Origin of the sequence: Halanaerobium saccharolyticum (assembly GCF_003259895.1) — a bacterium.
GTDB lineage: Bacteria > Bacillota > Halanaerobiia > Halanaerobiales > Halanaerobiaceae > Halanaerobium > Halanaerobium saccharolyticum_A.
In genome coordinates this window covers 233,019-258,490 of sequence record NZ_QLME01000001.1, presented here as the reverse complement: position 1 = coordinate 258,490, position 25,472 = coordinate 233,019, and the positions used below count along the sequence as shown (strand labels likewise).

Annotated in this window: 19 protein-coding genes; 17 read left to right on the top strand and 2 right to left on the bottom strand. The window is 36.5% G+C overall.

All coding sequences use genetic code 11. The features are described 5' to 3' along the window. The first annotated feature begins 42 nt into the window (after positions 1–42). The 5 genes from C7958_RS01190 to C7958_RS01170 all read left to right on the top strand — a co-directional run bounded on the left by C7958_RS01190 (position 43) and on the right by C7958_RS01170 (position 6,746). Positions 43–1,170, top strand: coding sequence for a glycerate kinase family protein (locus C7958_RS01190; protein WP_111570835.1), 1,128 nt, complete (start codon positions 43–45; stop codon positions 1,168–1,170). 64 nt (positions 1,171–1,234) lie between these two features. Next, complete coding sequence (locus C7958_RS01185; protein ID WP_111570834.1) at positions 1,235–2,569, top strand: GntP family permease; 1,335 nt, start codon at positions 1,235–1,237, stop codon at positions 2,567–2,569. A 288-nt stretch (positions 2,570–2,857) separates the two neighbouring features. Further along, a complete protein-coding gene (locus C7958_RS01180; RefSeq protein ID WP_111570833.1) occupies positions 2,858–4,153 on the top strand; it encodes an MFS transporter in 1,296 nt (431 codons plus the stop codon). A gap of 51 nt (positions 4,154–4,204) precedes the next feature. Next, positions 4,205–5,584, top strand: coding sequence for an MATE family efflux transporter (locus C7958_RS01175; protein ID WP_111570832.1), 1,380 nt, complete (start codon positions 4,205–4,207; stop codon positions 5,582–5,584). An 82-nt stretch (positions 5,585–5,666) separates the two neighbouring features. Further along, complete coding sequence (locus C7958_RS01170; RefSeq protein ID WP_111570831.1) at positions 5,667–6,746, top strand: GGDEF domain-containing protein; 1,080 nt, start codon at positions 5,667–5,669, stop codon at positions 6,744–6,746. Between the two features lie 155 nt (positions 6,747–6,901). On the opposite strand, the gene mgrA is transcribed toward C7958_RS01170, so the two are convergent. Continuing rightward, entirely contained in the window at positions 6,902–7,894 is a 993-nt protein-coding gene (mgrA, locus tag C7958_RS01165) for an L-glyceraldehyde 3-phosphate reductase (protein WP_111570830.1), read from the bottom strand. Positions 7,895–8,136: 242 nt separating this feature from the next. Here mgrA and C7958_RS01160 point away from each other — a divergent pair, with 242 nt between their 5' ends. From C7958_RS01160 to C7958_RS01115, 10 genes are all read left to right on the top strand, one after another. Continuing rightward, a complete protein-coding gene (locus C7958_RS01160; RefSeq protein ID WP_111570829.1) occupies positions 8,137–9,261 on the top strand; it encodes a Gfo/Idh/MocA family protein in 1,125 nt (374 codons plus the stop codon). A gap of 80 nt (positions 9,262–9,341) precedes the next feature. Beyond that, positions 9,342–10,736: an SLC13 family permease gene (locus C7958_RS01155; RefSeq protein WP_243834245.1), complete on the top strand. Its 1,395-nt coding sequence runs from the start codon at positions 9,342–9,344 to the stop codon at positions 10,734–10,736. 151 nt (positions 10,737–10,887) lie between these two features. Next, entirely contained in the window at positions 10,888–12,321 is a 1,434-nt protein-coding gene (locus tag C7958_RS01150; RefSeq protein ID WP_111570828.1) for a Na+/H+ antiporter NhaC family protein, read from the top strand. Between the two features lie 132 nt (positions 12,322–12,453). Then, positions 12,454–13,119, top strand: coding sequence for an HAD family hydrolase (locus C7958_RS01145; RefSeq protein ID WP_111570827.1), 666 nt, complete (start codon positions 12,454–12,456; stop codon positions 13,117–13,119). A gap of 175 nt (positions 13,120–13,294) precedes the next feature. After that, positions 13,295–14,356, top strand: coding sequence for a LacI family DNA-binding transcriptional regulator (locus C7958_RS01140; RefSeq protein ID WP_166668715.1), 1,062 nt, complete (start codon positions 13,295–13,297; stop codon positions 14,354–14,356). Positions 14,357–14,510: 154 nt separating this feature from the next. Continuing rightward, the gene (locus C7958_RS01135) at positions 14,511–15,329 is read left to right on the top strand and encodes an ABC transporter permease subunit (RefSeq protein WP_111570925.1); all 819 of its coding nucleotides are present in this window, start codon (positions 14,511–14,513) and stop codon (positions 15,327–15,329) included. Then, positions 15,329–16,168 carry a carbohydrate ABC transporter permease gene (locus C7958_RS01130; RefSeq protein WP_111570825.1) on the top strand — a complete coding sequence of 280 codons (840 nt, stop codon included), beginning with the start codon at positions 15,329–15,331 and terminating at the stop codon, positions 16,166–16,168. Before C7958_RS01135 ends, C7958_RS01130 begins: the two co-directional genes overlap by 1 nt. Positions 16,169–16,219: 51 nt before the next feature. Beyond that, complete coding sequence (locus C7958_RS01125; protein WP_111570824.1) at positions 16,220–17,464, top strand: ABC transporter substrate-binding protein; 1,245 nt, start codon at positions 16,220–16,222, stop codon at positions 17,462–17,464. A gap of 102 nt (positions 17,465–17,566) precedes the next feature. Then, positions 17,567–19,924 carry an alpha-xylosidase gene (yicI, locus tag C7958_RS01120; RefSeq protein ID WP_111570823.1) on the top strand — a complete coding sequence of 786 codons (2,358 nt, stop codon included), beginning with the start codon at positions 17,567–17,569 and terminating at the stop codon, positions 19,922–19,924. Between the two features lie 134 nt (positions 19,925–20,058). Next, complete coding sequence (locus tag C7958_RS01115; protein WP_111570822.1) at positions 20,059–21,756, top strand: AAA family ATPase; 1,698 nt, start codon at positions 20,059–20,061, stop codon at positions 21,754–21,756. Positions 21,757–21,862: 106 nt separating this feature from the next. Here the strand turns inward: C7958_RS01115 and C7958_RS01110 are convergent, their stop codons facing one another. Next, the gene (locus tag C7958_RS01110; protein WP_111570821.1) at positions 21,863–22,378 is read right to left on the bottom strand and encodes a hypothetical protein; all 516 of its coding nucleotides are present in this window, start codon (positions 22,376–22,378) and stop codon (positions 21,863–21,865) included. A 335-nt stretch (positions 22,379–22,713) separates the two neighbouring features. Between C7958_RS01110 and C7958_RS01105 the strand changes: the two genes are divergently transcribed. Continuing rightward, positions 22,714–23,628, top strand: a complete 915-nt coding sequence (locus tag C7958_RS01105) for a 5'-nucleotidase C-terminal domain-containing protein (protein ID WP_166668451.1) — start codon at positions 22,714–22,716, stop codon at positions 23,626–23,628. Positions 23,629–23,635: 7 nt separating this feature from the next. Next, positions 23,636–25,417 carry an ATP-binding protein gene (locus C7958_RS01100; protein WP_111570819.1) on the top strand — a complete coding sequence of 594 codons (1,782 nt, stop codon included), beginning with the start codon at positions 23,636–23,638 and terminating at the stop codon, positions 25,415–25,417. Positions 25,418–25,472 lie beyond the last annotated feature (55 nt).

Here is a 25,472-nt window from a genome sequence, read left to right as displayed (position 1 = left end):
CAAAATAGAGAATATTTAGAAAATTAACAGGAGGCGATAATTTTGAAAATATTAGTAGCTCCTGACTCATTTAAAGGGTCATTAACTGCAATGGAAGCTGCAGAGAATATAGGAAATGGAATACATAGAGCTGATTCGGAGATTGATGTTGACTTACTGCCGATGGCTGATGGTGGTGAAGGAACAGTGCAATCCTTAGTTGATGCTACAGATGGAGAAATTATAAAAAAAGAAGTAACCGGACCTCTGGGTAATCAAGTTGAAGCATTTTATGGACTGCTGGGAGATGGAAAGACGGCTGTGATTGAAATGGCAGCTGCCTCCGGCCTGCCCTTAGTGCCTGAAGAAAAAAAGAACCCTCTAAAAACAACTACCTATGGTACGGGAGAACTGATAGCTTCGGCTCTGGAACAGGGAGTGGAGCAGATTATTATTGGAATTGGCGGCAGTGCGACTAATGATGCCGGGGTGGGGATGGCCCAGGCCCTGGGAGCAGAAATTCTTGATGCTGAGGGAAATCAAATAGATTTTGGTGGAGGCAGTTTAGATCAGATAGAAGCAATGAATTTAAATAGTTTAGATTCCAGATTAAAAGATGTAGAAATCTTAGCTGCCTGTGATGTAGATAATCCTCTTTATGGAGAAGATGGTGCTGCTTATGTTTATGCTCCTCAAAAAGGAGCAGACAAAAAAATGGTAGAAATACTTGATCAGAATCTGCGGCACTTCAATCAAATCGCTATCAAAGAACTGGATAAAGATACAAATAAGATTCCCGGAGCAGGAGCAGCCGGGGGACTGGGAGCAGGACTGGTAGCCTTTTTAAATGCAGAACTAAAAGCTGGAGTAGATATTGTACTGGAGATTATTGATTTTGAAAGCCGCTTAAAAGATGTTGATTTAGTTATTACAGGAGAAGGAATGCTTGATGGTCAGAGTATTTATGGTAAAACTCCGGTTGGAGTATCCCGCAGTGCTGCTAAAAAAGATATACCGGTAATTGCAGTTGCCGGAACTTTAGGCAGGGGAGTAGAAAAAGTTTTGGATTGTGGTATTAATGCCTATTTTTCTATTATAGATCGACCGGCTGAATTAAAAGAGATTGTAGATAGAAGTCCAGAACTTTTAGCTAATTTAAGTGAACAAATAATCAGGACAATTCAAATTTAAAAAGGGGGTTAAGAAAAACAATATTATTCGTCCTGATCATATAAAATAAAGGGGGATAATAAAAATGGTACAGGGTCCAATGTTGTTGGTTATTTTAACTGCTGCTATTGCATTCATAATTTTTATGACAGCAAAAGTTAACTTACATGCATTTTTAGTTTTACTGTTGGCTTCGTTTGGTGTTGGTATTTTTTCTGGAATGCCGTTAATTGAAGTGGTAAATACTGTGACTAGTGGTTTTGGTGGAATATTAAGTTATATAGGAATTGTTATTATTGCGGGAACTATTATAGGTACAATCCTAGAAAAATCAAAAGGTACTTTAACAATGGCTAATACAGTACTTGGCTGGGTTGGAGAAGCAAAGTCAGCTTTAGCCATGTCTATAACTGGTGCTATTATTTCGATACCTGTTTTTTGTGATAGTGGTTTTGTAATTCTTTCATCTTTAAATAAGTCACTTGCTAAAAAAGCTAAAATATCAATGTCAACTATGGCTGTTGCTCTTTCAACTGGACTTTATGCAACCCACACTTTAGTTCCGCCGACTCCAGGACCAATCGCAGCTGCCGGTAATCTTGGTGCAGATCTGGGTCTGGTCATTATGTTTGGTGTAGTAGTTGCGATTCCAGCAATACTAGCCGGGTATCTCTGGGCAACAAAATTTGCTTCCAGATACTGGGTTGACGCTGATATAGAGGTTGAGGCGGATGATAAAGATATTAATCTACCATCAGTATTTGATTCTTTTGCTCCAATTGTAGTACCAATACTTTTAATAACCTTAAAGTCGATTGCAGAATTCCCTGCAAATATCTTTGGAACTGGAAATATCCGCACATTTTTAGTTTTCATTGGGGATCCGACAGTTGCTTTATTATTAGGTGTTTTTATTGCTGTTAGACTGCTTCCTTCATTTGATAAAGAATATATAAATGGCTGGGTAGCTAAAGGTATGGTAAATGCTGCTACTATCATAATGATAACTGGCGCAGGAGGAGCTTTTGGTCAGATATTAAAAACAACTCCAATTGGTGATTATTTAGGTGAAGTTCTTTCAACATATAATCTGGGCATCTTTTTGCCATTTATAATTGCAGCTGCGTTAAAAACATCTCAGGGTTCATCTACTGTTGCAATTATTACAACTTCAGCATTGTTAGCTCCAATGCTTCCTTCACTTGGGCTTGATGGATCTATAGCGAAAGCACTTGTTGTTATGTCGATTGGTGCCGGAGCGATGACAGTTTCTCATGCTAATGATAGTTATTTCTGGGTTGTAAGTCAATTTTCTAATATGGATACTGATACTGCCTACAAGACTTATACGACAGCGACTTTAGTTCAGGGAATTGTAACAATTACTTTTGTAGCAATTCTATCTCTGATTTTTATTTAGAATTAAATTAATTAAAGATACCAGATATCTGTTATTTTCCAGCAGATGTCTGGTGTTTTTATGCATTTTTTTATAAGATACTAAAAGAAATTTTAACTTCAAAAAATAAGACCTTAATTTATTTTTAGACTATAACTAATTTAATTTATAATTATTCGGCATTTATTAAAGGTATTTAATCAATTCTCTAGTATTATATATATAAGGATAATTAATTAAAACCTTAAATTAATTCTGGGAAGGAGTTAACGGGTTTCACATAATTTTCTAAGTGCCCGGTACCTAAAATTGATAACTAATTTAATCAAAAAAATCAAAACAAAAGAATCATATAAAATAATCACGGAATTTTCTTTTTTACAGTTTTTCTTCTGGAGCACCTGGGCTATCTATGGTGCTTATTTAGTTTATTACCTGACTGATTTAGGCTACAGCAATATGCGGATTGGAACCCTGATGTCGATCAGAACTTTTATGGGGCTGCTTGGACCTCCAATTGTCGGTTATATCTGTGATCGACTGGAAAGCAGAAAAATAATTTTTATAATCTCAATGGTTTTAATGGCGATTTTTGTCGCCCCTTTAACTTTTTACGGAGATTTGATGCTGGCAATTTCAATTGGAGTTGTCGGTTTTTTATGGGAACCTCAGCAGTCAGTTTTAGACAGCTGGATTTTAGAGACTTCTGCTCATACTGCCCATAATTATGGTTTTATGCGGGCCTGGGGCTCAATTGGTTTTGCAATTATCGTCACAGTCTTTGGTCAGATAATAGAAAGATTTGGCTGGCGGGTCCACTTTCTGGGCTATGGAATAATTGCTTTTATTGTAGTTATCATTGCTTTTAACATTAAAGATAACAGCTACAGTGAGCTGCAGCAGAAGAAAGAATCGGAAACAGCGGTTGAAAATAAGAAGCAGAATAAAAATATTTCCCCGGAAGATAGGGAGCTGGCAGCAGCAAAAGAGGTTGAAGTTGAATTAGAAGATAAAAATATTATGCGTCTTTTTAAAAATCCGGACTATATTTTCATCCTTTTTATTACCCTGCTGATTTTTATTCCCAACCAGATGCTTTTTGTTTACCTGGCACCGATTATCAGATCTGTTGGGGGTAATTCCACTGATTTAGGTTACACCCTATTTTTTAATGCCTTAAGTGAGGCTCCTATCTTTTTTGTGGCTAAATACTTTCTGGAAAAATATAAAACTAACTCACTGCTTTTGTTTTCGGCCTTTTTTTATCTGTTAAGATTTATAATTGCAGCAGCAGCAACTTCTCCGGTTTATTTTCTGTTTTTTGGGATGCTGCAGTCGCTTTCTTTTGGTGTTTTTCTGGTAACAGTACGCTACTATGTTAAACTGGTTGCCCCACCAGCCTTAAAGACTACAGCTCAGAGTATAGCCATGATGTCAGCTTTTGGAGCTGCAGGAATTATTGGCAGTCTTCTGGGTGGTTATTTAATTGATAATTATGGGATGGCGGTGATGTTTAGAGTCGGAATTTCTTTAGCCTTAATAGCGGTACTGGTCCTTGCCTATGTAGTAATCAGGGAGCGAAAGAGTTTAGAAAAAACTGATTAAAGAATATAATTTAGATGTATAATTAATTTTGTTAATAATTAGGTGATTTAAATGAAAAAAATTAAACAGAATAAAAAAATTAATAATCGAGAAGCAATTTTAAATGATTCAATCCCCAAAACACTGTTTAAACTCTCCTGGCCGATTATGGTCGGTAATACAATGCAGGTTTTATATAACCTGGCTGATACTTTCTGGGTTGGGAAACTGGGAGCAGACTCTGTGGCTGCAATTTCAGTTGGTTTTCCCCTTGTGTTTTTATTAATTTCTATTGGTGGAGGGATGACCATTGCCGGGACAACCCTGGTTGCTCAGTATACCGGCTCTGATAACAAAAAGATGGCTGATCATGTGGCCGGTCAGATTTTTACTCTAGTTATTTTTCTTTCAGTAATTTTCGGGACTACCGGCTTTATTTTTGACCGCATAATTTTAGGCTGGATTGGAGCACCTGTAAATATCATGGATGAGGCAGTAGCTTATCTGGATATTATTTTTGGCGGGGTGGCTTTTATGTTTATCTTTTTTGTGTTTACAGCTCTTTTAAGAGGGGTTGGTGACACCAAAACCCCGATGAAGATGATGGTTTTTTCAACAGTGTTTAATATTATTATTGATCCCTTTTTAATTTTTGGCTGGGGCTTTTTTCCTCAATTAGGAGTTAGAGGTGCAGCAATAGCTACAGTCTTATCCAGAGCACTTGCTGGTCTGTATGGAATTTATCTACTATTTGAAGGTAAAAAGGGAATTAAACTTTATGCCAAAAATCTAATTCCGGACTTTGAAGTTCAGAAAAGAATAATTAAGCTGGGCACCCCGTCAGCCGCTGAACAGTCAGTAATTGCTCTGGGAATGACTTTTTTAATGGGTATAGTTTCCGAATTTGGTACCCTGGCCGTAGCTGCTTATGGAATTGGAAACAGAATTTTATCAGTGGTCATGATGCCGATGCGCGGGCTTTCAATGGCAACAACTACGATGGTCGGTCAGACTATGGGAGCTGATGATGCTGATCGGGCTGAGCGGATTGCCTGGACAGCTGTAGGACTGACATTTAGTCTGATGATGGCCCTGATTTTAATTACTCAATTTTTCCCTGCCCAGATCATTTCAGTCTTTAATGATAATCCCGAAGTAGTTGCAATCGGAGTCGATTTTCTTAAGATTGTCGGCTTATCATTTGGTTTTCTGGGAGTCAGAATCGTAATTGGTGGTTCTTTTAGAGGAGCAGGAAACACAGTCGCCGCCATGGTGCTGGCAGTTGTTGCTCTCTGGGGATTTAGAGTTCCTTTAGCCAGACTTTTATCAGAATATTTTCAGATGGGAACCACCGGTATCTGGTGGGGAATGTTTATGTCCAATTTACTGAGTGCAATTATTGGAGCAATCTGGTTTAAAAAAGGAAGCTGGAAAGAGGAAAAGGCAATCTAATACCTCTAGCAGGAAAAAAATGATTTATCTAGAATTAAATATAAGAAGAGGTTAAAATTATAACCAGTGGGGAGTAATTATTATGCAGAGCAGAGACAGGACTGGAGAGAATTTAGAAAATAAAATATTCAGGATTATTTTATTTTTTGGAATTGTAATTTCTATAGTGAATATTATAGTCAATTATCTGGTCGGATTTAGCTGGGGTATTAATTTTAAATGGATTTTGCTGGCAGTCCTATCAGCTGCAATTTTATATTTTATGAAAAAAGATTTATTCGACTTTTTTCAGCTTAAGTTAAGCTATTATTTATTTTTAATTTTTATCTTTCTCCCTTTTGCCTGGTTTCAGTCAGGGGGGAGTAATAATAACAGCCTCTCTTATATATTTTTAATTTTAATTTCTCTTACTTTTTTATTCGAAAAATCAAAACCCAGAAGTCTGCTGCTTTTAAGCCTGATTGCAGTCTTTATGATTATCTTTTCTCTGGAATATTTTTATCCAGAGATAATGGTTGCTCACAGTCAGCAGACCCAGTTTTATGATAAATTAATCCAGACACCGATCGTTCTGACAGCATCTTATCTGCTTCTGCTCCAGTTTGCTAATGCCTATAATAGGGAGAAAAGCAAACTTGGGCTTTCAACTAAAAAGCTGCAGCTGGCCAATCAAAAATTAAAAAAGTTGGCCAATAGGGACAGCCTAACTCAAAAGTTTAACCGGCGGGCTTTTGATCAGGAAATTAAAAATATTTTTAGAGATCAGCTTCATTTTAAAAGGGATATTACGCTGATTTTATTCGATATTGATAATTTTAAAGAAATAAATGATAATTATGGTCATGATATTGGTGATCAGGTTTTAATTGAACTGGCAGACGAATTGGAGAGAACTATGCCTCAACATACTCTGATTTCTCGCTGGGGTGGAGATGAATTTGCAATCATTTGTTATAAAAGTGAGATCGAGACCCAAAAGTATCTTGATGATTACTATCGAAATGTGGAAAACTTAAGTGAGAAAATGAATATTTCGATTACAGTTAGTGCCGGTCTGAGCAGACTTAAAAAAGGTGATCAACTGCAGGAACTATTCAAGCGTGTAGATGATATTTTATATAAGTCAAAAGAAGAAGGCAAAGCCAGATATACAGTTGCTTAATGGCCCAGTTAAAATGTTTAAACTAGATGGATAAAAATATTTTCTATTTTTAACTTAATAAAAATTTTAAAAGGCTAAAGCCCTTAATTGGACTTCAGCCTTTTTGTTATCTTAGAATAATAGTTTTCAGTTATTCTCAGGTACCCGGTACCTTTTTACTCAGCTGCGATTGCTTCAATAGCAGCTAATTCTTCGTTAGTGAAGCCAGTATTATTAAGGGTACCAACATTTTCAATAATCTGCTCAACTTTACTGGTTCCAACCAGAACTGAAGTAACTCCCTGTTCTAAAATCCAGGCTAAAGCCATCTGAGACAGGCTCTGTCCTCTATCAGCAGCAATTTCATTTAGCTGTCTTACTTTTTCCAGTTTTGCTTCGGTAATACTGTCTTTTTTAAGGAAGCCGCTTTCTTTAGCAGCCCGGGAATCTTCCGGGATTCCACCCAGATATTTATCAGTTAATAATCCCTGAGCTAAAGGTGAATAAATAATTGAACCCATTCCAGCATTTTCAAGTGTTTCTAAAAGACTTTCCTCTTCTGACCAGCGATCAAAGATAGAGTAGTTGTACTGATTTAAGAGTAAATTAACTCCCATTCTCTCAGCAACTTCTGCTGCCTTTTTGGTCTGAGCGGCATTATAGTTTGAAATACCTACATATAAAGCTTTACCCTGATCCTGAAGCTGTTTTAAGGCTCCAATTGTTTCTTCTAAAGGTGTGTCTGGATCCGGGCGGTGATGATAAAAGATATCGACATAATCAAGGCCCATCCGCTGCAGGCTCTGGTCAAGACTTGAAATTAAGTATTTGCGGGAGCCCCATTCTCCATATGGTCCCGGCCACATATAATAACCGGCCTTAGAAGAAATAATTAATTCATCGCGATAGGGTCTAAAGTCTTTTTCCATTAAAATCCCCATCGTTTCTTCGGCAGAACCAGCTGGTGGACCATAATTATTGGCAAGGTCAAAGTGAGTAATTCCTAAATCAAAAGCCTTGCGCAGCATCTTGCGGGCATTTTCTAGGGTGTCTACACCCCCAAAATTGTGCCATAAACCTAAAGAAATTGCCGGCAGTTTAAGACCACTGTTTCCCGTATAATTGTATTCCATTTTCTCATAACGATTTTCATCAGCTAAATAAGGCATCAAAAAACCTCCTCTTATGATTTTTTATCTAAATTTTTTCTCATTTCCAAATTTTATTATATCAGAAGTATCATAGTAATTAAATGTAAATCGACTACAATTAGCAGAATAAGTTGGCAGCAATATTAATAGAAAATCCGTTAATTATTTGTTATACGGAATTGGTTTCGAAAAATAAAGGATTATTTAGTTTGAGGTTGAATTTAAATTATAAGTCGAAAAATAGTCGGGAGGCTGATCTAATGAATATAAATTATTCTTTAAGTGGTTTAGGTGGAATTGCTAAAACTCACCTGATGGGACTTAAAAATTTAGCCATGCTGGAACTGGGACTGGATTTTAAAATTAATTTAAGTACTTTAGCAACAAGCCATCCTCAGGAAAAAGGGGAGCTGGCCAGGGAAATTGGTTTTGACAGGGTTGTAGATGATTTTGATAAATTATTAAAAGCTGATGTGGACCTGGTGGATTTATGTACTCCAAATTTTCTGCACGCTGAAGAAACACTTAAAGCTCTGGCTGCTGATAAGCATATTTACTGTGAAAAACCTCTGGCCTTAAATCTCGAGGAAGCAGAGACGATTATGGAGCAGCTGGAAGGAAAAGATTTTAAGAATCAAATAGCATTTGTTTATCGTTTTGCTCCAGCAGTTGCCTATGCTCATGCTTTATTGAAAAACAAGATAATTGGGGAGGTCCAGTTTGCCAAAATAGAGTATTATCATTCTCGCTATTTAAATCCGGAGGTCCCGATCAGCTGGCGTCTAAAAAAAGATAGTTCTGGTGGAGGAGCCTTAGTTGACCTGGGAAGTCATATGATTGATTTAAGCAGATTTTTGCTGGGTGAGGTGGAGAGCCTGAGTGCCTGGACTAAAACTTTTGTAAATTCGCGAAAAACAGCAGCAGGAAAATCAAAAAAGGTTGATGTTGATGACTGGGCAATGCTGATGCTGGATTTTGCCTCCGGTGCCAGAGGAACTCTAGAAGCTTCCAGGGTTTCTCCGGGTAATGAAGGGTTTAGATTTCATATTTTTGGGGATCAGGGAGCAATTTATATTGACTCAGATCAGGAAGATAAGGTCCAGTTATTTGATCAGACACCAGAGGAGATCAGGGTGACCGAAGAAATGGTGGCCGGAGATCAATTTTTAGACAGGCTTTTAGAATTATATCCGGGCTCTAAATCAACTCAGGGGATGATGATTGATCTGCATTTGGTCAGTCTAATTTTCTTTTTCGAGTCTATTGCTAAGGGAAAGGCCAATCCAGGTGTGCCAACCTTTGAAGATGGTTATGAAACCCAGAAGATAATTGAGGCTGCCTACCAGTCGGCTGAGGCTGATGCTAAAAACATTGAAATTAAATAATGTTATTAGCTCAGATTAATCCTGAGCAATTTGCTTTATTTTGAACTTTCTTGTAAAATTATAGATAAGAATATAAACTGATGATGGTGGTGGTTGAAATTAAAGATAAACGCACAATATTTTTATTTGTTGGAATTATCGTAGCTTTACTGATCTGGAATCTCAAGCTTCCCGGTCTTTCTTTAGCCGGACGGAAAATGTTTTCCTTAACTCTGATGACCGTTATTTTCTGGGCGGCCAAGGTGGCTGATTCTGCCTATATAGCAGCCTTGTTTTTAATGTTAATGCTGATTTTTGAGATAGCTCCCCCGGAGGAAGTACTTTCCCTCTGGACTTCCCAGACTGTATATTTAGTTATTGGAGCTTATTTAATTGCAGCTGCAGTTGAACGCTCTGGCCTGGGAGAACGGATTGCCTATAAATTTATCATCCGCTTTGTAGACTCCTATCGCTCCATAATTTATTCTATTTTTGCTTTAACTTTTTTGATGAGTTTAATTATTCCTCATCCCTGGCCCCGGGCTTTTATTATTATGTCAGTTATGTCGGTAGTAATTGAGAATGCCGGGATTAATAAAAATGATGCTTCCAAGATTGGGCTGACAGTTTTTGCAGCTTCAATTCCGATATCAATGATTTTTTTAACAGGAGAGAGCACCCTAAATTTTATGACCCTGGAATTTGCAGGAGTTGATTTAAGCTGGGGAGGCTGGTTTTTATATATGGGGGCCCCGGCAGCACTGGCGGCAACTTTGACTCTCGTGGTAATCCTCAAATTATTCAAACCTGAAGAAGAGGTAGAAATCAATAAGAAGAAAATTGGGCAGAAACTGCTCGATTTAGGAATGATGTCAGCAGAAGAACAGCGGACTGTTTTCTGGCTGATTGCTGCTGTAGTTTTATGGATGACTGATTCGTTTCACGGAGTTGAACTGGGCTGGCTGACCCTGACTATTGCTGTGATGATGAGCTTACCTTTAACCGGAGATGTTCTCAAAAAAGAAGACTGGAATCAGGTACCAATCAAGGTTTTAATTTTCCTGACTGCCGCAGTAGCCATCGGTAAGGTGGGATCCTTAACCGGGATGAATCAGTGGCTGGCAGAGGTTGTCCTGCCCGCAGAAGCACCGGGCAATATGCTCTATTTTGCTTTAATGACAGCAGGGCTTTCTATGTTTTTACATATGTTTCTGGGCAGTGTAATTGCTGTGATGGGAATAGCTATTCCGGCTTTTATTATCTTTGCCGAGAGTTTTGGTATCAACCCTTTAGTACCTGCCCTCTTTGTCTATACTGCAATCGGAACCCATTATATTTTACCATTCCATCATTTAAATATTCTGGTAGGAATGGGAAAAGAAAACGGGAATTATAGAGAAAAAGATGTAATCAAACTGGGAATTCCTCTTACCGCGGTGGCTTTAATTACAATTGTCTTCGAATATTTCTGGTGGCAGTTTACCGGTTTGATTTAATTCGATAAAAAATTACATTTATCTACATCCACCGTGAACCTGTCGATTTTTGTCAGACAATCTGCAAACTAAACTTTTCAGATAATTTATGGTATAATAATAAGCAGTTATTATTTTCAAATATTTTTTAAATAAAAAGAGGAGGGAAAGTATGGAATATGGGATTTGGAGTATTTTACCGCCGGTAATTGCAATTTTACTGGCCCTGACAACAAAACAGGTTTTTATTTCACTTATTTTAGGTATTTTTTCGGGAACATTAATTTTAACAGATTGGTCGCTCTTTGCTGCAATCAATATGACCTTAGAAGAAATTGTAGCTATTTTTTCTGAGGGCTGGATAACCAAAACTATTATGTTTTCATTTTTAGTGGGAGGACTAATAACTGTAATTTCTGCTTCAGGTGGAGTTCAGGGTTTTATCGATTATCTAACGAAAAAAAGAAATATAGTTAAGGATAAAAGAGGAGCCCTGTTGTTAGCTTACATAACAGGACTTGTTATTTTTATAGAGTCCTCAATTACAATTTTAGTCTCAGGTACTGTTGCACGACCTCTGACTGATAAATTTAAGGTATCCCGGGAAAAACTGGCTTATGTCTGTGATTCAACTTCGGCACCGGTCTGTGCACTGATACCGCTTAACGGCTGGGGCGCAATGCTGATGGGAGTTATCGGAGTTCAAATTGCAAATGGAGTAATCGAGGGTAATCCGGCAGCTATACTTGCCAGATCAATACCTTTTCAATTTTATTCCATAATTGCAGTAATCGCAGTTGGTTATTATATTATGACAGGTAAGGACTGGGGACCAATGGCTAAGGCAGAAAAAAGAGCCACAGAAACAGGGATGCTTTTAAGAGAAGGAGCAACTCCTATGGTTTCCGAAGAGGCAACTGCTACCCCTCCCAAAGAGGGAGTTATTCCAAATATGTGGAATATGATTCTGCCGATTGTAGTTTTAATAGCAATGATGCCGATCTCACTTTATATTACAGGTGAGGGAAGTATTCTGCAGGGATCAGGTTCAACCTCAGTTTTCTGGGCTGTAATTACTGCAGTAACTTTTGCCGGTTTTCTTTATGTTTTAAAAGGGTTAATGAACTTAAAAGAATATATTGACTATGTCTATCAGGGTATTGGAGCCATTGTTCCGGTAGCTATTCTTTTAATCACGGCTTTCGCGATTGGAAATGTAATTGGATATTTAGAAACAGGAGAATATATGGCTTCTTTAGTTGAAGGGAGAGTCAGCGGTGCTTTTGGTCCGGCAATAGTCTTTATTATGGCATCTGCAATGGCTTTTGCCACCGGTACCAGCTGGGGAACCTTTGGCATTATGATGCCGATTGGAATTCAGATGGGTGTTGCTCTGGGAGCTCCCCTGTATCCGATAATTGGAGCTGTAATTTCTGGAGGAATTATGGGAGATCACTGTTCACCGATTTCTGATACAACTATTCTTTCTTCCATGGCTTCTGCTTCTGACCATATTGATCATGTAAATACACAGCTGCCTTATGCTCTGCTCAACGGAGCTCTAGCTTTAGTACTTTATCTGGCAGCCGGATTTATAATGTTTTAACTGTGCATGTACCGGGTACGGAACCAAATAATGGAAATTAAAAGGAGGGCTCCTGCAGCTCTCCTTTTTCACTAATATGTGTTATAATAAATAAAAGTGGTTTTAAACTAATAAAATAACGGGTGATTAATAATGATAAAAGCTGTAATCTTTGATATGGATGGAACAATTATTGATTCAGAACCAATTTATGACAAAGTAAATGAAGAAGTTTACGAAAAATATGGACTTGATTTAAAACAGGAAGATCATGACCGGCATCTGGGAGCAAATCTAAAAGATATCTGGACCGATATTCTGGATCGTTATCAGGTTAAGGAAGAGTATGCTCATTATAAGCTGGAAGATTTTATGGAAGATCATATTCACAGCTCCTATCAGGGGCTGGCAGAAGCTGAAGAATTGGAACTGATGCCGGGAGTTGAAGAATGGTTTGAGTTTTTTAAAGACCACGGTTATCAGATGGTTATTGCCTCTTCTTCCTATTCACCAGTAATTGAGCACATCTATCAGCGTTTTGGACTGGATCAGTATATGGAAGGTTATGTTGGCGCTGATTCTATAGAAAATGGAAAACCTGCTCCTGATATTTTTCTCAAAGCTGCAGAAAAGCTGGGGGTTCGGGCAGAAGAATGTCTGGTGATTGAGGACTCACAGCATGGAGTCCGGGCCGCTCATCAGGCAGGAGCAAAAGTGGTAGCTTTTAATCGAGCTCAGGATGAGAGTCAGGATTTGTCGCAGGCGGATCTGATTATTGAAGAATTTAATCAGGAAAATTTAAATAAGGTTTTGGAATAATTAGATTAACTAGTAAAGGCAGTTCTTAATTGAGCTGTCTTTTTTTTAGTTTTAAAGCAGATAAGCGCAAAAAAAAGGAAATTCAATTATTTTGCAGGAGTTTTTAAATTAGTCTTGAATATAGTTAATGAGGTACGTGTTTCAAAACAATAAAATTATTACAGGAGAATTATTTATGGAAATGAAGAATATAACAATCTCGGATATAGCAGAAGATTTAAATTTATCCCGGAGTACAATCGATCGGGTAATAAATAATCGGGGAAGTGTGGCAAAAGAAACCCAGAAAAAAGTTTTAGATTATATAGAAAGGATTAATTATAAACCAAATCGTGCCGCCAAACATCTTGCCAAAAAGACTAATTATACAATTGGAATCTCTTACTTTTTCCCAGAAGGATTTGCGGCCGAAATTAAGCAGGGAATTAACAAAATTTACGATGAATTAAGCCATTATGGCTTAAATATCATTTTAAAAGAAGCCCATTCTGCTGCCGAACAAATGGAACAGTTAAAAGAGATGGAAACAGAAATTGACGCCTTAATGCTTGCCGCCTGGAACCAGGAAGGCCTACTTGATTTTGTAGAAAAATTGATTAAGAATGGTAAAAAGGTGGCAACTTTTAATAGAGATTTAGCTCAGAGTAATAGATTGTTTTATTTTGGCTGTGATTATTATCAGGCAGGTAGATTATGTGGTGAGTTAATGGCCGGATTGGCTGAAGAGGGGAGTGTTGCGATAATAGGAGATATTGAAGACAAAACTGGTTTTAAAAGGATTAAGGGCTTTAAAGAAAGTATTCAAAACTATGGAAACTATAGTGTCCTGGAACCGCAAAAAATTACACAAAATTATGATCTGGATGGAGAATTAAACCAAAAAGCAATAAAAAAAATTAAGGCTATTATTAGAAATAATCAGGATTTAAAAGCAATTTATGTTGTTAATCAGACTTTAAATGCTGCGGCAGAAGCCTTGATTCAGGCAAACATGGTGGGGGAAATTAAGCTAATTGGTTATGACCTTTTTGAGGAATCAATCGAGTTAATCGAAAAAAAGATTGTTCAGGCAGTGATCTGTCAGGAACCATTTAATCAGGGATATTATCCGATCAAAATGCTTTTTGAAAACTTTGCAGATGATCGTCAGCTTGAAAAAGAACGCTATATCACTAAGTTAGAAATCGTAATGAAAGAAAATCTTAAATATTATCAGGGTTATAATTACTTAATATAAAGCCTTAATATATTTTAAGCACAATGAAGTACGTGTTTCATTTAAGTTTCAGAATAATTAAGATGATTAAACGAACCTTAAGGGAGGGTGTTATCAGCCAGTGATTTTTGAGAATAAAAAGGAAAAGTATTTATTTACCTTACCAGCAATTTTTATGGTTAGTATTACAATCTATTTACCTTTTCTGATCAGCAGTTATTATTCTCTCACAGAGTGGAATGGGATTGATAGAGAGGCTAAATTTATTGGACTGGAAAATTTTAAGACAATATTTTTTGAAAATAATCAATTTTTTGATGTTTTAATTTTTACCGGGAACTATACAGCACTTTTTATGTTATTTAGTAATCTTTTTGCTTTGATTATCGCTTTAGTCCTGGTTCAGAAATTGAAAACCGCAAAATTACTGCGAGGGATATTTTTTGTTCCTTATATTATGAGTATGATTATTGTGGGATTTATATGGAAGTTTATATTTTCTCAGGGATTTGCAAGGCTTTACGAAATAACAGAATTGGGATTATTAAACTTAAGCTGGCTTGGAAATTCTGAGCTTGCATTTTATTCAGTAGTATTAGTTGGTGTCTGGCAGCAGCTCGGGTTTTATATAGTTTTATATATAGCAGGACTGCAGGCCATACCAGGAGATCTTCTAGAAGCGGCCACTGTTGATGGGGCTAATATTTTTCAGAAATTTTTCAAAATAACTCTACCTTTACTCGGACCTTCGATTACAGTCTGTATGTTTATGTCTTTAACCAGAGGCCTCAAGGTCTTTGATATTATTCTGGCCTTAACCCAGGGTGGTCCGGGCGGCTCAACCTACAGTGCTACTTTAGATATTTATCGAGAAGCATTTCAGTATAACAATTATGGTCTGGGATCTGCTAAAGCTATTATCTTTTTCATTATTGTTCTAATATTAACTCAAATTGTTTTAAAAATATCCAGACGAAATGAGGTAGAACTATAATGAAAAGAAATAGTCGTCTCAAAATTAATTATTTTATACTGGAAGTTATTGCTATTATTGCTGCTGCTATTTTCATTTATCCGGTGTTTTTAATGTTCATTAATTCCTTTAAGACTTTTAGAGAGGTAATAATCGATGTCATTGCCTTACCTCAGCAGCTAAATATCGATAATTACTTTTATGTAATTGATAAAATGAATTATCCCCGTTTATTTGTTAATAATATTCTTATTACAGCGGTTGGAATTACAGGAATAGTTGCTTTTTCATCTTTAGCGGCTTATATTATCGACCGCAGCCGCAGCAGGTTTACCAGTCTGGCCTTCTTATTTATTATTACTCCAATGTTAATTCCGTTTCAGACATTTATGATTACTTTATTAAAAGTAATGAATATAATTAATCTTTCCGGGAGTCGAGTCGGGCTGGGAATTCAGTACTGGGGTTTTGGAATCCCAATGGCAACCTTTATTTATTTCAATTTCATGAAAACAGTACCCAAAGAAATTGACGAAAGTGCTTTTATTGATGGAGCTACAACTTTTCAGACTTTTATTTATGTGATTTTTCCAATTTTAAAACCGGTTACAGCAACGGTAATTGTTTTAGATGTGATGTGGATCTGGAATGACTTTTTGCTGCCTCTGTTGATGGTTAATGACAGTCAGAAAACTAAAACTTTAGTCTTAGCTGCTTACAACTTTGTCGGTCAGTATAATACTCAATGGCATTATGCAATGACAGCAATGGTGCTGGCTATTGTTCCGTCTTTAATTTTCTTTGTTCTGCTGCAAAAATATATTGTTAAAGGAGTAGTTGCTGGTTCTCTAAAAGGTTAGTAAATATTGATGTTTTTACATCAATAAAAATAATAAAAGGAGTGTTAATCTATGAGGAAAATGGTAGTTTTATTGGTTGCAGTGATGATGTTGGTGGGGACTTTTAATGTGCTGGCACAGACTGCTGAAATTGATATTTTTATTTCAATGCCCGAGTATGCGGATCCAATTAACGAATTAATTGATACCTATCAGGAGGAAGTAAATAATGAGGTAGAGATTAACTATGAGACAACTCAGAGTGATTATCCAACTTTATTAAAAGTTAAATTAAATTCTGGTGATATTCCTGATCTCTTTGCCTCCACTTCCGGTAAAGAAATTGAACTTTATAAGGAATATTCTTATGATCTGTCGGGAGAGCCAATGATGGATACAATGCTGCCTTCTGTTAAAAAAGCGATGGCAGATGCTGATGGTAATGGAGTTTATGGTTTTGCTATCAAGGGAAATTACTTTGGTTTGATCTATAATAAAGATCTATTTGCTCAGGCTGGAATTGAAAAGTTTCCGGAAACAATTTCCGAAATGGAAACTGCAATTGAAAAATTAGAAGCTGAGGGGATAACTCCTTTTACCAGCGGTTTTTCGGAATGGTGGGTTTTTAAACACTTATTTCAGCATTTCTTGGTTGCAGCCGAGGATGATGTTCAGGCTTTAGTTAGAGATTTTGAAAATGGAGAAGCTTCTTTTTCTGATTATCCGGTTTTAGAAGATAACTTCTTTCATTTTGTTGATTTAGTTGTGGAACATGGAGATAACAAAATCCTGGAGTCCTCACTCAACACTGAGATTTCGCAGTTTGCAACCGGTCAGGCAGCAATGGTAATTGGTCAGGGTCCCTGGATTGAAGATAGTTTAATTCAGATTGATCCCGAATTAAATATTGGTTTTACCGGTTATCCTGTCTCAGAAGATCCAGCTGAGAGTCAGGTAATTAGTGGTGCTGATCAGGCAGTTAGAGTTAGCAGTGATTCCGAAGACTTAGATGCTGTTTTAGATTTTGTTAACTGGTGGTATACTTCGGACTATGGTAAAAGCTGGTTTACAGATGTAGCGGGTGTGGTACCACCAATTGAAGTAGAAATTCCAGAAGACTACTATCAGATTATTCAGGAAGGAATTAAAGCTTCAGAGGAAAAAGGTTCTGCTCCTCTGGCTATAATTTATTCAACTGACTCTTTCCACAGTGCTTTTGGAGAAGCAATGCAGACTTATGTTGGAGGAAATGCAACAAAAGCAGAAACTATTGAAACTATTGAAACAAAATGGCAGGAAATAGATGGCAGTAATTAATAATTAAAATAAAACTGCTGAACAGGGATTCTGTTTTAATAATAGGATCCCTGTTTTAAATAATTTTTAAGATGTTGAAATCAGAAATAAAGGAGTGTTTTGATGAAATTCACAGAAGGATACTGGCTGAGAAGTGAAAAGGCAAATCCAATTTATGCTTCTCAGGCCTACAAGGTGGAAGAAATAGAAAATGGAATGAAGATTATTGCTCCGGGGCAGAAAATTGAGTCCCGGGCTCAGACTCTAAACATCGGCACTATAACCCTGGAGTTTAGAGCTGTGGCGGAAAATGTAATTGAAGTTAAAAATTATCACCACCAGGGTTATGATTCAGGTCAGATTGAATTTGAGAAAAATACAGATCCCCGGCCTGTGGAAGTTACAATTACAGAAGCGGAAGCACTGATGGAGGTTGATGAGCTAAAGATCAGAGTTGACCGCGAAAACTGGAAATATCAGTTTGAAACAGAAGGAGAAGTATTAACTTCCTGTGGTTTCAGAAATCTGGGTTATATGCGCTATGACAAAAAAATTTCTTCTATGCTGCCTGGAGATAATTATTTAAAAGCAGAATACGACCCCTATATGCTGACAGAATTATCGCTTGCTCCGGGGGAATGTGTTTACGGACTGGGAGAGCGCTTTACAGCCTTTGTCAAAAATGGCCAGGTAGTTGAGACCTGGAATGAGGATGGAGGAACCTCTTCTCAGGTAGCATATAAGAGTATTCCTTTTTATATGACCAGCCGCGGCTATGGAATTTTTGTTGATCATGCTGACAATGTTTCCTTTGAAGTAGCAAGTGAGAAGGTAGAATATGTAGGCTTTTCAGTCCCGGGAGAGGAGCTGCGCTATAATTTCATTTACGGCAAAAATAACAAAGAGGTTCTCAGCCGCTATACTGAGCTGACCGGAAAGCCGGCCTTACCTCCCGCCTGGTCCTTTGGACTCTGGCTTTCTACTTCTTTTACCACCGATTATGATGAAGAAACTACCAGTTCTTTTATCGAAGGAATGGCAGAGCGTGATATTCCGCTGGATGTTTTCCATTTTGACTGTTTCTGGATGGAAGAGCTTAACTGGACCGATTTAAAATGGGATCAGCGAACTTTTCCAGATCCAGAGTCAATGCTGGAGCGCTATCATCAAAAGGGTTTAAAGGTTTCGGTCTGGCTTAATCCCTATCTGGCCCAGGAATCAGAAATGTTCAAACAGGGTTTAAAAAATAATTACCTGCTCAAAAGAAAAGACGGTAAGGGAATAAAACAGATTGACCACTGGCAGCCGGGGATGGCCCTGGTTGATTTTACTAACCCAGAGGCAGTAAAGTGGTTTCAGGAAAAGCTAAAAGAACTGCTGGAAATGGGGGTAGATGCTTTTAAAACCGATTTTGGCGAAAGAATTCCGGTTGATGTGGAGTATTTTGACGGCTCTGATCCCAATTCAATGCATAACTACTATTCTTATATCTACAACAAAGCTGTGTTTGAAGTTCTAGAAGCTGAAAAAGGTAAAAATGAAGCAGTGTTATTTGCCCGTTCAGCAACTGCAGGCAGTCAAAAGTTTCCGGTTCACTGGGGAGGAGACAGCTCGGCCAGTTATGCTTCGATGGCAGAAACTCTGCGCGGCGGTCTCTCTTTTGCAATGTCCGGTTTTTCTTTCTGGTCACATGATATTGGTGGTTTTGAACAGACAACCACCCCTGATTTATATAAGCGCTGGGTTCAGTTTGGGCTGCTATCTACTCACAGCCGGCTGCATGGTTCCGAGAGTTACAGAGTTCCCTGGCTTTTTGACGAAGAGTCTTCTGAGGTTTTAGAAAAATTCACTAAACTAAAAATGAGATTAATGCCCTATCTTTATTCGATGTCGGTTAAGGCTCAAAATACTGGTGTTCCAGTAATGAGGCCTCTGATTTTAGAGTTTGATCAGGATCCAGCAGTTAAATATCTTGATATGCAGTACATGCTGGGTGATTCACTGCTGGTGGCTCCAATTTTTAATAAAAATGGTAAGGCAGAATATTATCTGCCGGCAGGGAAATGGACCCATTATCTAAGTGGTGAAGTTAAAGAAGGAGGACGCTGGTACCAGGAAGAATATGATTATTTTTCTCTCCCACTATTTGTCAGAGAAAACAGCTTAATAGCGGTTGGTGCAAGAGATGATCAGGCTGAATATGATTTTCTTAAGGGAGTTAGTCTCCATTTGTATCAGCTGCAGGCAGACCAGGAAGCTGCCGCAGAATTAGTAAATTCTGATGGGGAAGTTGTTAACCGAGTTTCAGCTATAAGGAATGGTGACAGGTTAGAATTCAAACTGGAGCGGCTGGAAGAAGATATGAAGCTCATTTTGCATTCTATTCCTGAAGTTAAAGCACTAGAGGGTGGAAGCTATGTCCCAGAGGATAACAGGATTGTCATCACTCCAACGGAGAAGAAGATAATTGTTGAAATATAAAAGTAGATATATAATAATTTAAGTGAGACAGCTCTGAGAGGGGCTGTCTTTTTCTAACTGGTAGAGTAAAGCTGGCTGTGTTATAATAAATTTAAGTGAACTAAAGAATTTTTCTCAGGGGATGGTGACTGTTAATGCTAAAAATACCATATGGGATCAGTAGTTTTGCAGAGTTAAGAAACGAAAACTATTTTTACGCTGATAAAACACAATATATTGAACTGCTGGAAAGTTATGGGGAAAAGTATATTTTCTTTTTACGCCCCCGCCGTTTTGGTAAAACTTTATTTTTATCAACTTTAGAAAATTATTATGATCTTAATAAAAAGGAAGAATTTACAGAGTTGTTCTCTGATCTGTATATAGAAAAAAATAAAACAGAGCTGGCTAACAGTTATCATATTTTACGTTTTGATTTCTCAAGTGTAGCTACAGCTTCTGAAGAAGAATTATTATATACATTTTTAGTTAAAGTTCAGAAAGCAATTGAAGTATTTATAAATAAATATAATCTAGATCTACAATGTCCCGAAAGTCATGATCCGGCAAGTATGTTAAATCTGTTTATGGCCCGAGTCCAGGGGGAAATTGATCAGGAAATATATGTTTTGATCGATGAGTATGATCAATTTGCAAATGAAATGCTGGGAGAAGAGAATTCTAAATTCAAAAAGGCGGTTTCGCAAACAGGTTTTGTCCGCAGATTTTATCAGGCTTTAAAAGAGGCAACAGCAGATGGGGTAGTAGATCGTATTTTTGCAACCGGGGTCAGCCCAATTACTTTAGATAGTATGACCAGTGGTTTTAATATTGCTGCTAAATTGACTCGAGAACCTGATTTAAATGAAATGATGGGTTTTACAGCTGGAGAATTGAAACCATTGTTAAACAGTCTGGATATTTCTGAATCAGAAAAAAAGAGTTTAATGGATAAATTAAAAGAATATTATAATGGCTATCTCTTCCATCAGGATGCTAAATCAAAGGTATTTAACAGTGATATGGTTTTATATTTCTTTAAATATTATCTGCGGCAGCATAAAGAGCCAGAAGATTTAATTGACAGTAATATAAGCAGTGACTATCGAAAATTGGAGCAGCTATTTGCTTTAAATGAAGAAGAAAAAACTAATGAGATTTTGGAAAGCATTTTAAATGAAGAACTACAGGATGTGGTATTTACAAGGGAATTTAGACTGGACAACCGCTTTAATGCAGACGATTTTAAGTCACTATTATTTTATTTAGGGTTTTTAACAATTAAAGAAAAGACTCCAGTTAATATTAAGCTGGGGCTACCTAATTATGCGATTAAAGAGATTTATTTTGAATTTTTCAGTAAAATAATTGAAGATTATTCGGGGCAAGAAATTTTTTCTTCAGAAACCAGAAAAACTGTAGCCGAACTTGCCTTAAATGGAAATATTGAGCCTTTAGTAGAGGAAATCGAAGTAATTTTAAATTCTTTATCAAACCGGGATCTGATTTTATTTGATGAGAAATATATAAAATTATTATTTATCAGCTATTTAATTCTGAGCAAGTTTTATAATGTAAAAAGCGAATATGAGGTTGAAACTGGATATATAGATCTGGTATTATTTAAAAAGGAAATAGAAGCTGTTAACTATGAAGCCTTGATTGAATTAAAATACATTAAAAAAAGTGATTATCAAAAGCAGAAATCAAAATTACTGTCTAAAAAAATTAAGGAAGCAAAAGAGCAACTGCTTAGTTATGGAGAGGCTGAAGAATTTAAGCAGAAAGAGAACTTAAAAAAATGGATAATTATCTTTGCCGGTGCAGAAGTTGTTCATCTGGAAGAAATATAATTTGATCAAATAACAAAAGGCTCTATCTCAAGCTGAACGTAAAGCTTTGTAGATAGAGCCTTTTAGTTAGAATAGGAGTGGCAATTAGGCAAATTTATATTTAAATTTAGTTATTCAAAAAATCTTTAAATTCAGCAGTTAAATCCTGAACCTCGGTTAACTCTTGCTCATCAGCTTTCTCACCTAATACAACCTTATCATTAATTAATAATAAATTAATATTCTGACTGGCTGCAAATTTTTCCAGATCTACTTTAGTTGCTTCGACTACCAATTGGTGGTATTTTTCTTTTAATTTCATCAGATTTTCTTCGGTATTTTCGCCATTTTCAATTTCTTCTTTTTCAAGCTGATATTCATTATATATTTCCTGGGTTTGCGGATGGACTGCCATTAGTTCTTCAAAATTAATCATTCCAGTGGTTTTCTCAGCTGTATTTTCCTCATTTTGTTCAGCCTGATCATTATTTTGCTCTTCCGTATTTTGATCATCCATATTTTGAGCTATTTCGAATTTGTCATCCTGCTGTGCCAGCTCTTTTTGATTTTGAGCATAAATAACTCCTGTAAAAATCAGTAAAACCGCCAGTCCGAAAATAATTATCTTTGATCTTCTAAACATAATTAATCATCCTTTCTTTTTTTGAGTTAAACCTTAATTTTTGTAGACTAGAGAAAAAACAAATTGTAAGTCGTCTTTCTTTTATAATTAGTTTTAACTATTATTTTTAATTACTTTTTCTCTATCACCTCCTGACACTTAATATAATAGCAGTAGAATTTAAGCAAAGTATGAGCAAAGTTTGAATTATTATTTAAGTTCAGCAATTAATTTTTTCTGCAGGCTATTTATTCTTAAAATCACTGTCGCTTTACTCTTTTTTGCCAGATTGACTAAAAGTTTTTAATAATATAGTATTATAATAGAAAAGATTTAAATGAAGGAGAATGATAAGCGTGGGTAAACTATCGGTTTTTCTGGCTGTACTATTACTTTTATCGTCACCACTGCTTCTGGCCGCAGATGATAAGAAGATTGAAGTAAATGGTGACTCCATAAACTTAGAAGATGATCAACAAATTATGGAATTAAAAAATGAAATTGAAAAAAAGAGTGAATTAGAAAAAGATATGTTTATTGGCAGCACTGTAGTTTTCTTAAATGGAGAGGCAGATCAGATAAGGAGCTGCGAAAGCAATTTAGGTGCTTTGATTACAGATGCAATTTTAAATAAAGTTGAAGCAGATCTGGTGCTGATTAACAGCAGGACAATAAATTCTTCTATTGATAAAGGCTTGATCAGTGTCAGAGATGTTAGAGAAGCAATCCCTGCCAAAGATGAGGTTGTTGTAAAGAAAATAAAAGGTAAGCAATTACTTAAAAGCCTGAGTCATTCAGTTTCTAAATATCCGGAAACAGCTGGCTTTTTTCCTCAGGTAAGTGGGATAAAGATTATCTTTGCCGGAGGTCTAGAGCTAGAAAATGAGGTTATCCGAGCTACAATTAATTCTAAACCGTTAAAAGCAGAAGCCGAGTATCTAATTGCAACCAATGATTCCCTGGCAGCAGGAGGAGACGGTTTTGAAGAGCTGGAAAAGGCAGAGGAAATTAAAAATACGGGTCGCCTCGATCAGATCTTAATAGAATATCTGCAGCAGCAGGAAATTGTAGAAAATATTGAAATGAATAGGATAATACCAGTCCGAAAAGAAGGAAATAATTATCTTTATCAGGTTCAAAAAGGAGATTATCTGTATTTAATTGCAGAGAAATTTTCAGTTTCCATTGCTGAGATTATGGAAGCAAATGGACTCCAGAATAGAAATTTAATTTACCAGGGACAGCAACTAATAATTCCTGGACTAAGGTGAGTTATAAATGAAATTTAACTTAGAAAATAATACCTTTTTTACAAAACTAATATTCAGATTTTTAGTGATCACAATGATTGTCATTTTAATTTTCGGTTTTTCTGTGATTACCTATTTTGAAACTTTTTTTATTGAGCAGAAAGAGAGTCAAATTCATAAAAATAGTTCTGCAGTTATTGATTATCTTGCAGATTCTAAGGCAGAAGGAAATAAACAGGAGATTGTAAACTGGCTCAGCATAATTGGGGAATTAAATGAGGGGCATGCCTGGTTAATTAATGATCAGGGGATTTTAGAATTTAGTTATCCTTATTCTTTTGATGAAGAAAGAACTTTTTCTGGTTATGAGACCATTTTTGAGGGGAATACAATTTCGAGAGAGGTTAATACTGACGATTTTGAGCTGACAATGCTTTTTGTAGGGATGCCTGTTGAATATCAGGGTGAGGTGATAGCTGGTCTGCTGGTTTTTACCCCGATAGAAGAAATCAACTCTATAATCGAACATATAATAAAAATTATGCTTTATATTTCGTTATTTGCACTTATTTTTATACTCTTTGTTTCCTATTATTTTTCTCGCTCACTTGCTAATCCACTGCACAATATGGGACTTGTTGCTGCCAGGATAAGCCAGGGTGAGTACGGTAAAAAAGTAAAAATCAAGGAACAGGGAGCAAGTAAGGAAATTAAAATTCTCTCTGAGAGTATTAATCTAATGTCCGGAAAGCTGCAAAAGACAATTAAAAGCCTGGCGGAAGAAAAAAATAAGCTTAAGTATGTCTTATCCGGAATGGAAGAGGGGATTCTTGCTGTTAATAGTTCAGGCGAGATTATTCTGGCAAATCAATCAGCTTCTAAATTATTTGATTTTAAAGATGATATCAGAGGCAAAAAAATTGGTGAGCCTGACCTACCATCCGATATAATTAATGTTTTTAAAGAAATCACCGAAAAAAAAGATTTTGACAGTCAGCAGTTAGTTATAGCAAGAGAGGAGACAAATCAGTATTATCTGGTCCATTTTACCTCAATTAAACTGGATGATGGTAGTTTCTGGGGGGGAGTGGCAATTTTTCATGATATCAGTGAGCGGTATCGGTTTGAGCAGCTGCAGCGAGAATTTGTGGCAAATGTTTCGCATGAGTTAAAAAGTCCGCTTTCTTCAATTAAAGGTTCAGTTGAGATTCTCCTTGATGATATCATAGATGATCCAGCTGAAAAAAAAGAGTATTTAAAAATGATTTTAAAGGAAAGCAATAGTTTATCTCACCTGATTGATGAGACTCTAACTCTGGCTGAATTTGATGCAGGTGGAGTTGAATTAAATAAAGAAAAGATTAATATCAGGAATCTTTTTGAAAATCTGCAGGTCTTTTTTAAGAATATTAAAAAGGAAAAGCAGAGCTTGGACATCGAGCTGGACGAGGACTTATCAGTTTATGCTAATCACGAAAAAATAAGGCAGGTTTTAATTAATCTTTTAAGCAACAGCGTTAAATATTCTGCTGTTGATGGAAATATAATTTTAAGAGCAGAAAAAATTAAAGAACAGATAAAAATTTCTGCTGCAGATAATGGAATTGGAATTCCCGAGTCGGAACAGCAGAACATCTGGGAGAGATTTTATAAAGTAGATAAGGCGAGAACTCCCGGTGAGCGGAGCAGCGGCCTGGGGCTGGCAATTGTAAAACAGATTGTTAAAGAACATCAGGGGCAGGTTTTTGTTGAGAGCAGCAGTGGTGAGGGGTCTATTTTCAGTTTTACTATTCCCGAGCCTGATCACTAAAAAATGTTTTTTGATTCCATCATATTTTCATCACATAAATTTGATAAATTAAGTA